Annotated in this window: 13 protein-coding genes; 7 read left to right on the top strand and 6 right to left on the bottom strand. The window is 70.8% G+C overall.

The window, feature by feature from the left end:
- The first annotated feature begins 2 nt into the window (after positions 1 to 2).
- From yidC to HYN04_RS11550, 3 genes are read left to right on the top strand one after another with little or no spacing between them, the layout of a single operon-like run.
- Positions 3 to 1787 carry a membrane protein insertase YidC gene (gene yidC / locus HYN04_RS11560; RefSeq protein ID WP_110450895.1) on the top strand — a complete coding sequence of 595 codons (1785 nt, stop codon included), beginning with the start codon at positions 3 to 5 and terminating at the stop codon, positions 1785 to 1787.
- The gene (gene yihA / locus HYN04_RS11555; RefSeq protein WP_110450894.1) at positions 1784 to 2470 is read left to right on the top strand and encodes a ribosome biogenesis GTP-binding protein YihA/YsxC; all 687 of its coding nucleotides are present in this window, start codon (positions 1784 to 1786) and stop codon (positions 2468 to 2470) included. The genes yidC and yihA overlap by 4 nt, the downstream gene beginning before the upstream one ends.
- A 45-nt stretch (positions 2471 to 2515) precedes the next feature.
- A complete protein-coding gene (locus tag HYN04_RS11550; protein ID WP_110450893.1) occupies positions 2516 to 3658 on the top strand; it encodes an acyl-CoA dehydrogenase family protein in 1143 nt (380 codons plus the stop codon).
- Between the two features lie 293 nt (positions 3659 to 3951).
- Here HYN04_RS11550 and HYN04_RS11545 read toward each other — a convergent pair whose 3' ends face one another.
- A complete protein-coding gene (locus HYN04_RS11545; RefSeq protein WP_110450892.1) occupies positions 3952 to 5220 on the bottom strand; it encodes a Xaa-Pro dipeptidase in 1269 nt (422 codons plus the stop codon).
- 139 nt (positions 5221 to 5359) lie between these two features.
- Here HYN04_RS11545 and argB point away from each other — a divergent pair, with 139 nt between their 5' ends.
- From argB to dapE, 4 genes are read left to right on the top strand one after another with little or no spacing between them, the layout of a single operon-like run.
- Positions 5360 to 6292 (top strand): acetylglutamate kinase, encoded by a 933-nt coding sequence (argB, locus tag HYN04_RS11540; protein WP_110451414.1) that lies wholly within the window; start codon positions 5360 to 5362, stop codon positions 6290 to 6292.
- Entirely contained in the window at positions 6289 to 6951 is a 663-nt protein-coding gene (locus HYN04_RS11535; RefSeq protein ID WP_110450891.1) for a pyrimidine 5'-nucleotidase, read from the top strand. Before argB ends, HYN04_RS11535 begins: the two co-directional genes overlap by 4 nt.
- A complete protein-coding gene (dapD, locus tag HYN04_RS11530; RefSeq protein ID WP_110450890.1) occupies positions 6951 to 7787 on the top strand; it encodes a 2,3,4,5-tetrahydropyridine-2,6-dicarboxylate N-succinyltransferase in 837 nt (278 codons plus the stop codon). Before HYN04_RS11535 ends, dapD begins: the two co-directional genes overlap by 1 nt.
- Positions 7788 to 7791: 4 nt before the next feature.
- Positions 7792 to 8946, top strand: a complete 1155-nt coding sequence (gene dapE, locus HYN04_RS11525; protein ID WP_110450889.1) for a succinyl-diaminopimelate desuccinylase — start codon at positions 7792 to 7794, stop codon at positions 8944 to 8946.
- Here dapE and truA read toward each other — a convergent pair.
- The 5 genes from truA to recR all read right to left on the bottom strand — a co-directional run bounded on the left by truA (position 8919) and on the right by recR (position 13089).
- Positions 8919 to 9677 (bottom strand): tRNA pseudouridine(38-40) synthase TruA, encoded by a 759-nt coding sequence (gene truA / locus HYN04_RS11520; RefSeq protein WP_110450888.1) that lies wholly within the window; start codon positions 9675 to 9677, stop codon positions 8919 to 8921. The genes dapE and truA overlap by 28 nt on opposite strands.
- Positions 9677 to 10603: a methionyl-tRNA formyltransferase gene (gene fmt / locus HYN04_RS11515; protein ID WP_110450887.1), complete on the bottom strand. Its 927-nt coding sequence runs from the start codon at positions 10601 to 10603 to the stop codon at positions 9677 to 9679. Before fmt ends, truA begins: the two co-directional genes overlap by 1 nt.
- A gap of 66 nt (positions 10604 to 10669) precedes the next feature.
- Complete coding sequence (gene def, locus HYN04_RS11510) at positions 10670 to 11179, bottom strand: peptide deformylase (protein WP_110450886.1); 510 nt, start codon at positions 11177 to 11179, stop codon at positions 10670 to 10672.
- A 33-nt stretch (positions 11180 to 11212) separates the two neighbouring features.
- Positions 11213 to 12442, bottom strand: a complete 1230-nt coding sequence (locus HYN04_RS11505; protein ID WP_110450885.1) for a DNA recombination protein RmuC — start codon at positions 12440 to 12442, stop codon at positions 11213 to 11215.
- Positions 12443 to 12486: 44 nt separating this feature from the next.
- A complete protein-coding gene (gene recR / locus HYN04_RS11500; protein WP_110451413.1) occupies positions 12487 to 13089 on the bottom strand; it encodes a recombination mediator RecR in 603 nt (200 codons plus the stop codon).
- Between the last annotated feature and the right edge of the window lie 13 nt (positions 13090 to 13102).

The following is a 13102-nucleotide window of genomic DNA, read 5'->3' as shown; positions in this document are numbered from 1 at the left end:
GCATGCCCGACAACTCGAACCGCAACACGATCCTCTTCGTCATCGCCTCGCTCGTCCTGCTGTTCGGCTACCAGGCCCTGGTGCTGGGGCCGCAGAACAAGCAGCGCGAGGCCGAGCTGAAGGCCCGCGAGACGGCCCAGGCGGCCCAGGCCCCTGGGACGGGCGCGCCCGTCGCCCCGGCCACAGGCCCGGTCTTCGTCTCACGGGAAGCCGCCATCGCCGGCGCCCCCCGGGTCCAGGTGGACACTCCGTCCCTGCAGGGGTCGGTCTCCCTTCGCGGCGGCCGCATCGACGACCTGTTCCTCAAGGGCTACCGGACCGAGGTGAACCCCAAGTCCCCGCCCGTCGAGCTCCTGCGGCCTGAGGGCGTGAGGGACGCCTGGTTCGCCGAGTTTGGCTGGTCGGGCGCCAACCTGCCAGGGCTGCCGACGGCGGGCGCCCAGTGGACCCTGGTCCAGGGCGACAGGCTTTCGCCGGGCCGCCCCGTGGTCCTTCGCTACGACGCCGGCCAGGGCCTGGCCTTTACCCGGCGGATCGAGGTGGACGACAAGTTCATGTTCACGGTCACCGACACGGTGGCCAACAGCCTGCCCAACCCGGTGACCATCGCCCCCTACGCCGTGGTCCAGCGCCGCGGCGCGCCCGCCGTCCCGGCGGCGAACGCCCACGAAGGCGCTGTCGGCGTCATGGACGGCGTGCTCGAGATGCTGAAGTACAAGCAGCTCAAGAAGGACGGCGAGAAGGCCTTCTCCGCCACCGGCGGCTGGCTGGGCGTGACGGACAAGTACTGGCTGGCGGCGGTCATCCCCGAGCAGAAGGAAAAGGTGAACGCCCTCTACCGCGCCACCACCCTGTCGGGCCTGGACATCTACGAGGCGAATTTCTCCGCCCAGCCTCGTGTGGTGCAGCCGGGCGCGACCTACACCCATGTGAGCCGCCTCTTTGCGGGCGCCAAGACGGTCCCGGTCCTGCGAGAGTACGAGACGTCCCTTGGCATTCCCCGTTTCCAGGACGCGGTAGACTGGGGCCGCCTCTACTTCTTCACCAAGCCGATCTTCTGGCTGCTGGAGACCTTCAACGGGCTGATGGGGAACTTCGGCCTGGCCATCCTGGCCCTGACCGTCGTGGTCCGCCTGCTGATGTTCTATCCGGCGAACCTGTCCTACGAGTCCCTGACCAAGATGAAGAAGGTCCAGCCGCAGGTGGAGGAGCTCCGCGCGCGGCTCAAGGACGATCCGCAGAAGCAGCAGCAGGAGCTGATGCGGCTCTACCAGTCCGAGAAGATCAATCCGCTCATGGGCTGCCTGCCCATGCTGGCGACCATCCCGATCTTCCTGGCCCTCTTCAAGGTCCTCTCGGTCGCCATCGAGATGCGCCACGCCCCCTTCTACGGGTGGATTCAGGACCTCTCGGCGCGGGATCCGACCACGCTCCTGAACCTGTTCGGCCTGATCCCCTGGGATCCTGCGACCACGCCCTTCATCGGCGGCCTTCTGGCCGGCCCCCTGCACATCGGCGTCTGGCCCCTGGCCTACGGGGTCACCCAGTGGCTGTCCATGAAGATGAGCCCGCCGGCGCCGGATCCGATCCAGCAGCGGATCATGGAACTGATGCCGGTGATCTTCACCTTCGTCCTGGCCCCGCTCGCGGTGGGCCTGATGATCTACTACACCTGGAGCAACGTCCTCACGATCCTCCAGCAGTACGTCATCATGCGGAAGTACAAGGTGGAGAACCCGATCGACGACTTCCTGGCCCGGATAAAGGCGCGGAAGGCCGCCGGGTGAGCCCCGACGGCGCCCCGGACCCGGAGGCTTCGGTCCCCTCGGCCGAAGAGATCGAGGCCGCCCGGATCCTGTTCGCCCGGCCGGCGGTCTTCATGATGGGCGCGGTGTCGGTGGACGGCCTGCCGGCGGCCGACCTGCCCGAGGTGGCCTTCGCCGGCCGCTCCAACGTGGGCAAGTCGTCGCTCATCAACGCCCTGGTGGGCCAGAAACACCTGGCGCGGGCGTCCAACGAACCTGGCCGGACCCGGGAGGTGAACTTCTTCGTGGTCGATGAGCGGCTGCGCCTTGTGGACCTGCCCGGCTATGGCTGGGCCCGGGCCGGCAAGGGCGAGGTGAAGAAGTTCCAGGCCCTGGGCCGGGACTACCTGCGCGGCCGGCCCAACCTGCGCCGGGCCTACCTGCTGATCGACGCCCGCCATGGCCTGAAGGACGTGGACGAGGAGCCCATGGCGGCCTTTGACCGGGCGGCGGTCTCCTACCAGGTGATCCTGACCAAGGCCGACAAGCTGAAGCCCGCCGAGGTCGAGGCCGTGCGCGCCCGCACCGAGGCCCGGATCGCCAAGCGGCCCGCCGCCTTCCCGGGGGTGATCGCCACCTCATCGGAAAAGGGAACCGGCCTGCCCGAACTGAGGGCCGCCATCGCCGAGGCCTGCGCCATCGGGGACTCGCCTGACGCGGCGTGAGGCGGCATAGACCTTGCCTTCATGCCGGATGACGGGAGCCCCCCAATGATCGACACCTCAGGACGCCCCATCTTCGACGAGGACCTGGCGATCTTCCGGGAGCAGGTCCGCAAGGTCTTCGCCCAGCACCTGACGCCCCACCTGGACCGTTGGGAGGAAGAGGGCGTGGTGGACCGGGCCTTCTGGCGCGCCTGTGGCGACGCCGGCCTGCTCTGCCCCCAGGTCCCACAGGCCTATGGCGGCCTGGACCTGGACTACCGCTACAACGCCGTGATCGGCGAGGAGCTGACCTATGCCGGGTCGACGGCGGGCATCACCCTGCAGTCAGACATCGTGGCCCCCTACCTCATCCACTATGCGAGCGAGGAACTGAAACAGGCCTGGCTTCCGAAGATGGTCTCGGGCGAGGCCATCGTCGCCATCGCCATGACCGAGCCGGGCGCCGGGTCCGACCTGCAGGGGGTGCGCACCACCGCCCGGCGGGACGGGGACCACTATGTGATCTCGGGGTCGAAGACCTACATCACCAACGGCCAGAGCGCCGACATCGTGGTCGTCGTGGCCAAGACGGACCCGGACAAGGGCGCCAAGGGCATCTCCCTGATCCTGGTGGAGGCGACCCGCGAGGGTTTCCGGCGCGGCCGGAACCTGGACAAGATCGGCCAGAACTCCGCCGACACCTCCGAGCTCTTCTTCGAGGACGTCCGGGTCCCCGTCGGCAACCTGCTGGGCCAGGAGAACCAGGGTTTCGTCTACCTGATGACCCAACTGCCCCAGGAGCGCCTGCAGATCGCCATCTCTGGCCAGGCCGGCGCCCAGAGGGCCTTTGACGAGGCGGTCAAGTTCACCAAGGACCGCAAGGCCTTCCGCCAGACCGTCTTCGACTTCCAGAACACCCGCTTCACCCTGGCCAACCTGAAGGCCAAGCTGCAGGCCGGCTGGGCGCACCTGGACTGGTGCACGGCCCGCCACCTCAAGGGTGAGCTGACCGCCGCCGAGGCCTCGGCCGCCAAGCTCTTCCACACCGAGCTGCAGTGGGAGGTCTGCGACGCGGCCCTGCAGCTGCATGGCGGCGCCGGCTACATGAACGAGTACCCGATCGCCCGCCTGTGGCGCGACGCCCGGGTGCAGCGCATCTACGGCGGCACGTCGGAGATCATGAAGGAAGTCGTCGCCCGCTCGCTCTGACCTGGCTGCGGGGCCCCGGACGGCGACCCTGCTGACCCCCTCCGGCCCGCTTCGCGGTCCACCTCCCCCTTGGGGGAGGAATGAAGAGGGAATTGCTCCCCCAAGGGGAACTCCCGGCGAAGCCGGGTGAGGGGGTCAAACCCGTCGCGGCAGCTCCCCTCCGCCGCGCTGGGCGCCACCTCCCCCTAGGGGGGGAATGAAGAGGGAATTGCTCCCCCAAGGGGGAGCTCCCGGCGAAGCCGGGTGAGGGGGTCAACGGCCTTCTTGCGGACGCCTCCTGCAATCGGTCAGAGCTAGGGCCGGCGGACCGTCTCGCCGGCCTTCATCACGAAGACCGGCGCCTCCAGCACCTTCACGTCCGAGAGGGGGTCGCCCTTGACCCCCACCAGGTCGCCCCAGGCCCCGGCCTTGACCTGCCCCACCTGACCCGACTGGCCCAGGGCCTCGGCGGCGTTGAGGGTGGCGGACTGGAGGGCCTGGAGGGGCGTGGCGCCCCACTGGACCATGACCGCGAACTGTTTCGCATTGTCGCCGTGCGGATAGACCCCCGCATCGGTGGCGTAGACCATCTTCACGCCGGCCCTCAGCGCCTTCTGGAAATTCTGGCGCTGGATCAGGCCGATGTCCCGGTCCTTCTGGAGGTTCTCCTCGAGCACGCCGTTCTTCGCGCCCTCGGCCTGGGTGTAGTCGGTGTTGTAGATGTCCATGGCGAACCAGGCGCCCTTGCGGACCGCCAGGCGGATGCCCTCGTCATCGACCAGGCTGACATGCTCGATGGTGTCGACGCCGGCCTCGATGGCCTGGCGGATGCCCGAGGCGCCGTGGGCGTGGGCGGCCACCTTCATGCCCGCCGCGTGGGCTTCATCCACCACGGCCTGCATCTCGGCGAGGGTCATCTGCTGGGCGCCCGGGGAGGACCCCCGGGAAAAGACCCCGCCGGTGGCGCAGATCTTGATCACCTCGGCGCCGTACTTGCGCATCTTGCGCACCATGCGGCGGGCCTCGTCCGGGCTGTCGATCACCGCCGGGCTCTGCTCGTTCATGGACGGCGGGAAGAAGGTGGAGTCGCAGTGCCCGCCCGTGGCGCCCAGGGCGTAGGCCGCCGGGACAATGCGCGGGCCGGGCACGAAGCCGGCGTCGATGGCCTGCTTGAGGCCGACGTCGCCATACCCCTCCGAGCCCACATTTCGGATGGTGGTGAACCCCGCCTGCAGGGTGGATTTCGCGTGGGCGACGCCGATGGCCGTCCAGAAGGAGTCGGTGAACAGCAGGCTGTTGTAGCCGCCGTAGAGGGGTGATGAGGTGATGTGCACGTGCATGTCGATCAGGCCCGGCGTGAGGGTCACGCCCGGCAGGTCGATCCGCTCGGCGCCCGCCGGGATCGCATCGCCCTGGCGGCCGACCTGGATGATCCGGCCGTCGGTGATGATGACCTGGGGCCGCTCTATGCGGGCGCCAGTGGCCACGTCGATCATCCGGTCCGCGGTGACGGCGACGGTGGCCGCCTGCGCGACAGGCGCTGCGAGGGTGAGGGCGGCGGCGAGGGAGGCGAGGCGGCGCATGGCGGACTCCGGCGTGAAGGGCGGGAACTCCTCCTAGCATGCCCCGCACCCCCAATGGCGCCCCCGAGGGCGCCCGGCGGGTGACACGGGGGCCTGTGTCCGGTATCGGAGCGCGCGACGCGTGCAGGAGGTCCGGGACTTGAGCGATACGTCAGCCACCCGCGAAGGCGCCGAGGAGCAGGGCTGGGCGACCGCCCGCACCCTGGCCGAGGCCCTGCCCTTCATCCAGCAGTACGACCGCGAGACCGTGGTCATCAAGTACGGCGGCCACGCCATGGGCCAGGAGGAGTCGGCGCGCCTGTTCGCGGCGGACTCGGTCCTCCTGAAGCTTCTCGGCCTGCATCCCGTGGTCGTCCACGGCGGCGGGCCGCAGATCTCGCGCATGCTGGACAAGGCCGGCGTGAAGTCGACCTTCGTGGACGGCCTGCGCGTCACCGACGAGGCCACCATGGAGGTGGCCGAGATGGTCCTGTCCGGCGCCATCAACAAGGAGATCGCCAACTGGATCACCCTGGCCGGCGCCGAGGCGGACGTGCGCGGGGTGGGCCTGTCGGGCAAGGACGCCCGCCTCATCACGGTGGAAAAGGCGACCCGGACCCGCAAGGACCCGGACAGCCAGATCGAGCAGGTGGTGGACCTGGGCTTCGTGGGCGAGCCGACCCGGATCGACCCCCAGCTGATCCAGGGCCTGATCTCGGCCGATCACGACTACATCCCGGTCATCGCCCCCATCGGCGTCTCCGAGGACGGCCAGACCTACAACATCAACGCCGACACGGTGGCCGGCGCCCTGGCCGGCGCCCTGTCGGCCAAGCGGATGCTGCTGCTGACCGACGTGGCCGGCGTCCTGGGCGCGGACGGCGAGCTGATCCGCCAGATGTCGGTGGACGAGGCCCGGGGGGCCATCGCCTCGGGCGTGGCCTCGGGCGGCATGATCCCCAAGCTGGAGACGGCCATCGCCGCGGTCGAGGCCGGGGTCGAGGCCGTGGTCATCCTGGATGGCCGCCGGCCGCACGCCATGCTGGTCGAGCTGTTCACCGAGCACGGGTCGGGAACCCTCATCACCCGATGAGCCCGGACCTCAGCCACATCGACACCTGGCTGTTCGACCTGGACAACACCCTCTACCCGGAGGAGTCCGGCTTCATGCGGCAGGTCGAGAGCCGCATGACCGCCTTCGTGATGAAGGTGACGGGGCTGGAGCGGGACGCCGCCTTCGCCCTGCAGAAGAAGTACCTGGCCGAGCACGGCCTGACCCTGGGCGGGCTGATGCGACACCACGGGGTGGAGCCGGCGGACTTCCACGCCCTGTTCCATGACCTGAGCCTGGACGCACTGGCCCATGACCCGGAACTGCTCGTGGCCCTCGCCCGCCTGCCCGGGCGGCGGCTGATCTTCACCAACGCCGACGACTTCCACGCCGAGCGGGTGCTGAACCACCTGGGCCTGACCCACCTGTTCGACGAGGTCTTCCACATCCACTCCTTTGGCTTTGCGCCCAAGCCCGACCCCCTGGGCTTCCTGCGGATGATCGAGGGCCACGGGCTGGACCCCGCCGCCACCGCCTTCTTCGAAGACTCCGAGCGCAACCTGAAGCCGGCCCACGACCTGGGCATGACCACCGTGCTGGTCGGGCCCCGGGCGAGCGCCTCCGAGGCGCCATTCGTCCATCACCGCACGGCGCACCTGACCCCCTTCCTCAATCACGCCCGCCTCCGGGAGACCGCCTGATGAGCCTGACCTACGCCGACCTCCGCACCGAGATCGAAGCCGCCTGGGAGGCCCGCGACGGCGTCTCCACCGCCACCACCGGCCCCGTGCGCACCGCCGTGGACGAGACCCTGCGCCTGCTCGACAGCGGCGACCTGCGGGTGGCGACCCGGGGCGAGGACGGCGCCTGGACGACCCACCAGTGGGTCAAGCAGGCCATCCTCCTGTCCTTCCGCCTCAACCCCAACCGGGTCCATCACGCCCCTGGGCCTGGCCCCTACTGGGACAAGGTGGACACCAAGTTCGAGGGCTGGGAGGCCGCCCGCTTCGAGGCCGCCGGCTTCCGCGCCGTGCCGGGCTGCGTGGTGCGCAAGGGCGCCTTCATCGCCCGCAACGTGGTGCTGATGCCCTCCTTCGTGAACATCGGCGCCTTCGTGGACGAGGGGACCATGGTCGACACCTGGGCCACGGTCGGATCCTGCGCCCAGATCGGCAAGAACGTGCACCTGTCCGGCGGCGCGGGGATCGGCGGGGTCCTGGAGCCCCTGCAGGCCAACCCGACCATCATCGAGGACAACTGCTTCATCGGCGCCCGTTCCGAGGTGGCCGAGGGCGTGATTGTGCGCGAGGGCAGCGTCCTGTCCATGGGCGTCTACCTGACCTCCACCACCCCGATCATCGACCGGCGCACCGGCGAGGTCTTCACCGGCGAGGTGCCGCCCTATTCGGTGGTCATGTCCGGGAGCCGCCCGAGCCCGCACGAGGGTCTGCCCGGCACCTACTGTGCGGTCATCATGAAGACGGTGGACGCCCGCACCCGGGCCAAGACCTCGATCAACGAACTCCTGAGGGACTAGGCCCATGGCCGGGATCGACGCCGTCGAGCTGACCCGCGAGCTGATCCGCCGACCCTCCGTGACGCCCGCCGACGCCGGGGCCATGGACGTGGTCGAGCAGGTCCTGGCGGGCCTGGGCTTCACCTGCCGCCGGATGCGGTTTGGCGAGATCGAGAACCTCTACGCCCGGATCGGGAAGGCCCGGCCCAACCTCTGCTTCGCCGGCCACACCGACGTGGTGCCGGTGGGCGACGCCGGGGCCTGGAGCCGCGAGGCCTTCGCCGCCGACATCGTCGACGGGGTGCTCATCGGCCGGGGCGCCGTGGACATGAAGAGCGCCATCGCCGCCTTCGCCGCCGCCGCCGCTGCGGCCCTGGCCGAGGGCGCGGTGAAGGGCTCCCTGTCCTTCCTGATCACCGGGGACGAGGAGGGCGCAGCGCTCGACGGCACCAAGCGGGTGGTCGAGACCCTGATGGCCGAGGGCGAGGTCATAGACCACTGCATCGTCGGCGAGCCGACCAGCGCCGAGAGCTTTGGCGACATGGTCAAGATCGGCCGCCGGGGCTCGATCAATGTTGGCGTCCGGGTGGAGGGGATCCAGGGCCATGTGGCCTATCCCCACCGCGCGGCCAATCCCGTGCCGGTCCTGATCCGCCTGCTCGCCGACCTTCAGGCGCGGGTGCTGGACGAGGGATACGCCGACTTCCAGCCGTCGAACCTGGAGGTCACCACGGTGGACGTGGGCAATCCCACCACCAACCTCATTCCCGCCGTCGCCACGGCGCGGCTGAACATCCGCTTCAATCCCGCCCACCGGGGCGCGGACCTGGCCGCCTGGATCCAGGCCGAGGCCGACCGCGCCGCCGAGGGCTTTGCCGGGACGATCACCCTGACCCCGGCGATCAGCGGCGAGGCCTTCCTGACCGAGCAGGGGCCCTTCACCGAGCTGGTCGCCGGAGCCGTCGAGGCGGTCTCAGGCCAGCGACCGGACCTTTCGACCACGGGGGGGACCTCCGACGCCCGCTTCATCCGCGCCCTGTGCCCGGTGGTGGAGCTGGGCCTGGTGGGCCGCACCATGCACGCCGTGGACGAGCGGGCGCCGGTGGAGGAGATCCGCCGCCTGCAGGCCGTCTACGAGACCCTGATCCAGCGCTACTTCGCCGCCCCGCCCTCGGCGTAGGCGACCCCCGTCAGGCTGAGGCCCGAGGCCGGCGCCACGGGGCCGCAGGCCCGGCGGTCGCGCGCTTCCAGGGCGGCCTTCACGTCCTGCGACGTCCATCGCCCGACGCCCACCTCGGCCAGTGTGCCGGTCATGGACCGGACCTGGCGGTGCAGGAAGGATCGCGAGGCGAAGCTGAGCCAGACCTCCTCGCCCCGGCGGCTGACCTCGGCCAGGTCCAGGGTCTTGACCGGCGACTTCGCCTGGCAGGCCAGGTCGCGGAAGGTGGTGAAGTCGTGGTGGCCGACCAGGACCTGGGCGGCGGCGTGCATGGCGTCGGCGTCCAGGTGCGACTTGACGTGCCAGACCCGGCCCCGGTCGAGGGCTGGCGGCGCGGGGCGGTTGAGGATGCGGTAGAGATAGCGCCGCTCGGTGGCGGAGAACCGAGCGTGCCAGCCCTCCGGGGCGACCTCGGCGTCGAGGACGACCACGGCTTCGTCGACCAGGTGGGCGTTGAGGGCGTTGCGCACGGTCTGGGCCGGCCAGTCCCGGGCAAGGTCCACATGCACCACCTGGCCTGTCGCATGGACGCCCGTGTCGGTGCGGCCGGCGGCCTGCAGGCGTACGGCCTCGCCGGTGAAGGCCATGACCGCCCGCTCCACCACGCCCTGGACCGTGGGCAGGTCGCCCTGGGCCTGGAAGCCCTTGTAGGGGCCGCCATCGTATTCGAGGGTCAGGCGGTAGCGGGGCATCAGGCCAGCCTGGTCCCGGAGGGCAGGGGCAGGCCGCGCAGGAAGTCGGCCGCGTCCTGGGGGCCGCGTCCTTCGCGCTGGAGGCGCAGCAGGCGCACCGCGCCCTCGCCCGTCGCCACCAGCAGGGCCTCGTCGAGCACCTCTCCAGGTTCGCCCGATCCGGCTTCGGCCCGGCTGAGGAGGGCCTTGACCCGGACCGGGCCGCGGGGGCCGGGCGCCTCGAACCAGGCGCCAGGGAAGGGCGAGAGGCCGCGGATCTTGCAGTCCAGTTCAGCCGCCGGGCGGGTCCAGCGCAGGCGGGCGGTGCGGGCGCTGATCTTCTTCGCGTAGGTGGCGCCCTCGTCAGCCTGGGGGGTCTCGACGGCGCGGCCGGCGGCGATGTCGACCAGGGTGGCCGCCAGCAGGGCGGCGCCGGCCTCCGCCATCCGGTCGTGCAGGGTCCCGGCGGTCTCGTCCGGCGCGATGGCCAGGCGGGCGGTAGAGAGGATGGGCCCCTCGTCGAGCCCCTCCGTCATGCGCATGACCTGGACCCCGGTCTCAGCGTCGCCGGCCAGGATGGCGCGCTGGATGGGGGCGGCGCCGCGCCAGCGGGGCAGGAGGGAGGCGTGCAGGTTGAAGGCGCCCAGGCGCGGCGCTTCCAGCACCTCGCGGGGCAGGATCTGGCCGTAGGCGACCACCACGGCGGCGTCGAGGCCCAGGGCGCGGAAGGCCTCGACTTCGGCCGGATCGCGCATGGAGGCGGGGGTGCGGACCGGCAGGCCCAGGGACTCCGCCAGGGCCTGGACCGGGGAGGGCCGCATGGCCTGGCCACGTCCGCGCGGCGCCGGGGGCTGGGCGTAGACGACCGCGACCTCATGCCCCGCCCCGGCGACGGCCTTCAGGCAGGCGGCGGCGATGTCGGGGGTTCCGAGGAAGGCGATGCGCATGGGCGTGGGTTTACCCCTCCCGCGCCGGCGAGGGAACTGAAAGGGGGGGAACCGGAAGGGTCGGGATCAGCCCGTGCGGGCCAGCTTGCGCACACGGGCCACCGCCCGGTCGCGCTTGAGCCGGGACAGGTGGTCGATGAAGAGGACCCCCTTCAGGTGGTCCATCTCGTGCTGGATGCAGACGGCGAAGAGGCCCTCGGCGTCCTCGGTGACTTCCTTGCCGTGATAGTCGAGGTAGCGCAGCTTGACCCGGGCCGGGCGGTCGACCTCGTCGTAGACCTCCGGCACGGACAGGCAGCCTTCCTCGTAGGGGGCGGTGTCCTCCGAGGCCCAGAGGATCTCGGGATTGACGAAGTAGCGCGGCTGGGGCGGCTCGTCCTGCCGGGCCAGGTCCATGACGATGACCTGTTTGGGCACGCCCACCTGGATGGCGGCGAGGCCGATGCCGGGGGCCGCGTACATGGTCTCCAGCATGTCGTCCATGAGCCGGCGCAGGTCATCGTCCACCCGTTCTACGGGCTTGGAGACCTGCTTCAGGACGGGGTTGGGGACGGTGAGGATGTCGAGGAGGGCCATGGCTTCGCCAGTTAGGGACGGGTCCGGGCAGCGTCAAGCCGCGCCGTCATCCGCCTTGGGGTCCAGGCGGGCGAGGGGGCGGACCCCGGTCTCGACGTGGGGCAGCTCAGGCATGGGCTTGCCTTCATGGTCGACCCCCAGGGCTTCGAAGCGGCGGGCCTGGGGCAGGACCCGGCTCTCGAGGGAGCCGACCACCTGGTTGTACTTCTCCACGGCCTGGGTCAGGGCCTTGCCGACCCCGGCCACATGGCCGCCCATGTCGGACAGGCGCTTGTAGAGCTCGCGGGCGACCTTGGCGATCTCGGCGGCGCCCCGGGCCTGGTCCTCCACCCGCCAGCCATAGGAGACCGCCTTGCACAGGGCGAAGAGGGTGGTGGGGGTCACCACTACGACCTTCTGGGCCATGGCCTCGTTCAGGAGGTCGGGCTGGCGGTCTAGGGCGGCGACCAGAAAGCTGTCGCCGGGAATGAACATGGCCACGAAGTCGGCGCTGCCGCCCAGTTCGTCCTGGTAGCCCCGGGAGGCGAGGGTGCGCACATGGGTGCGGACGCTGTCGGCGTGACGGACGAGGGCGGCCTCGCGCTGGGCCTCGTCCGGAGCGTCCTGGGCGTCAAGGAAGGCGCCGATGGAGACCTTGGCGTCGATGACCAGTTCGCCGCCGCCGGGCATGCGCACCACCACGTCGGGCCGCTGGCGGCGCTCGCCGGAGGACACCGTGACCTGCTCGAGGAAGTCGAAACGGTTCTGCAGGCCGGCCATCTCCAGGACGTTGCGAAGGGTCTGCTCGCCCCAGCGACCCTGGACGCCCACCCCCCGGCGAAGGGCGGCTGTGAGCTTCTGGGTCTCGTCCCGGGCCGCGGTCGAGGCCTGGAGGAGGGCGCCGATCTGTTCACGCAGGCCCCCGGTCTCCTGGGCCCGGGCCGTCTCCATGTCAGTGACCTGCTTCTGGAACTTCTCGAGGGTCTCGGTCACGGGCTTGAGCTGTCCGGCGATCTTCTCCTCGGCGATCTTCTCGCGCAGCTCGAAGCTCTCATTGGCCCGGGCGATGAGCTGCTCGGCAATGGCGCCGGCGGCCTCGGCCTGGAGAAGCTCGGCGTTGCGGGCGGCCATCTCCTCGATGACCTGGACCCGGGCGGCCGTGGCCTGGAGGTCGCCGACCCTCGCCTCCGCCCGGTCCGCCCGGCCCCGCTCAAGCACGGCCCAGATGACGGCGACCAGCGCGACGGCGAAGCCCAGGAGGGCGATGATGAGCTCGGAGTTCATGAAGTGTTCTTAAGTCGGAATCGCCGTCGTGTCACCGGGCGCGGTCAGGCGGGTCGGCGGGCGCGCAGGGCCTGGGTCAGGGTGCCATCGTCCAGCCAGTCGAGCTCGCCGCCCACGGGCACGCCCCGGGCGAGGAGGGTGACCTCTGCGCCGCCCCCGGAGAGCCTTTCGGCCAGGTAGTGGGCGGTGGTCTGGCCGTCGACGGTGGCCGGCAGGGCGAGGATGACCTCGCGCACGCCCCCGGCGGCGACCCGGGCGAGCAGGCCAGTGATGCGCAGGTCGTCCGGCCCGACGCCGTCCAGGGCCGAGAGCAGGCCGCCCAGCACATGGTAGCGACCCCGGAAGGCGCCCGCCCGCTCGAGGGCCCAGAGGGCGCCGGCCTCCTCGACCACGCAGATGAGGCCGGCGTCCCGCGAGCCGTCCGAGCAGACCGTGCAGGGGTCCCGGGTGTCGAGGGCGCCGCAGGTGTTGCAGGCCCGGACCTTGGCTGCGGCGTCGGCCAGGGCCTCGGCCAGGGGCGTCATCAACTGTTCCCGACGCTTGAGGAGGGTCAGGGCGGCCCGGCGTGCGGAACGGGGCCCCAGTCCCGGCAGGCGGGACAGGAGGCTGATCAGCCGTTCGATCTCGGGTCCGGCGGATGCGGCCAAGGCCCGGGCCTCC

Source organism: Phenylobacterium parvum (assembly GCF_003150835.1).
In the GTDB taxonomy this organism is placed as follows: domain Bacteria; phylum Pseudomonadota; class Alphaproteobacteria; order Caulobacterales; family Caulobacteraceae; genus Phenylobacterium; species Phenylobacterium parvum.
Note: the sequence above shows the minus strand (reverse complement) of the source record. Positions and strands in the feature narration are given on the sequence as shown.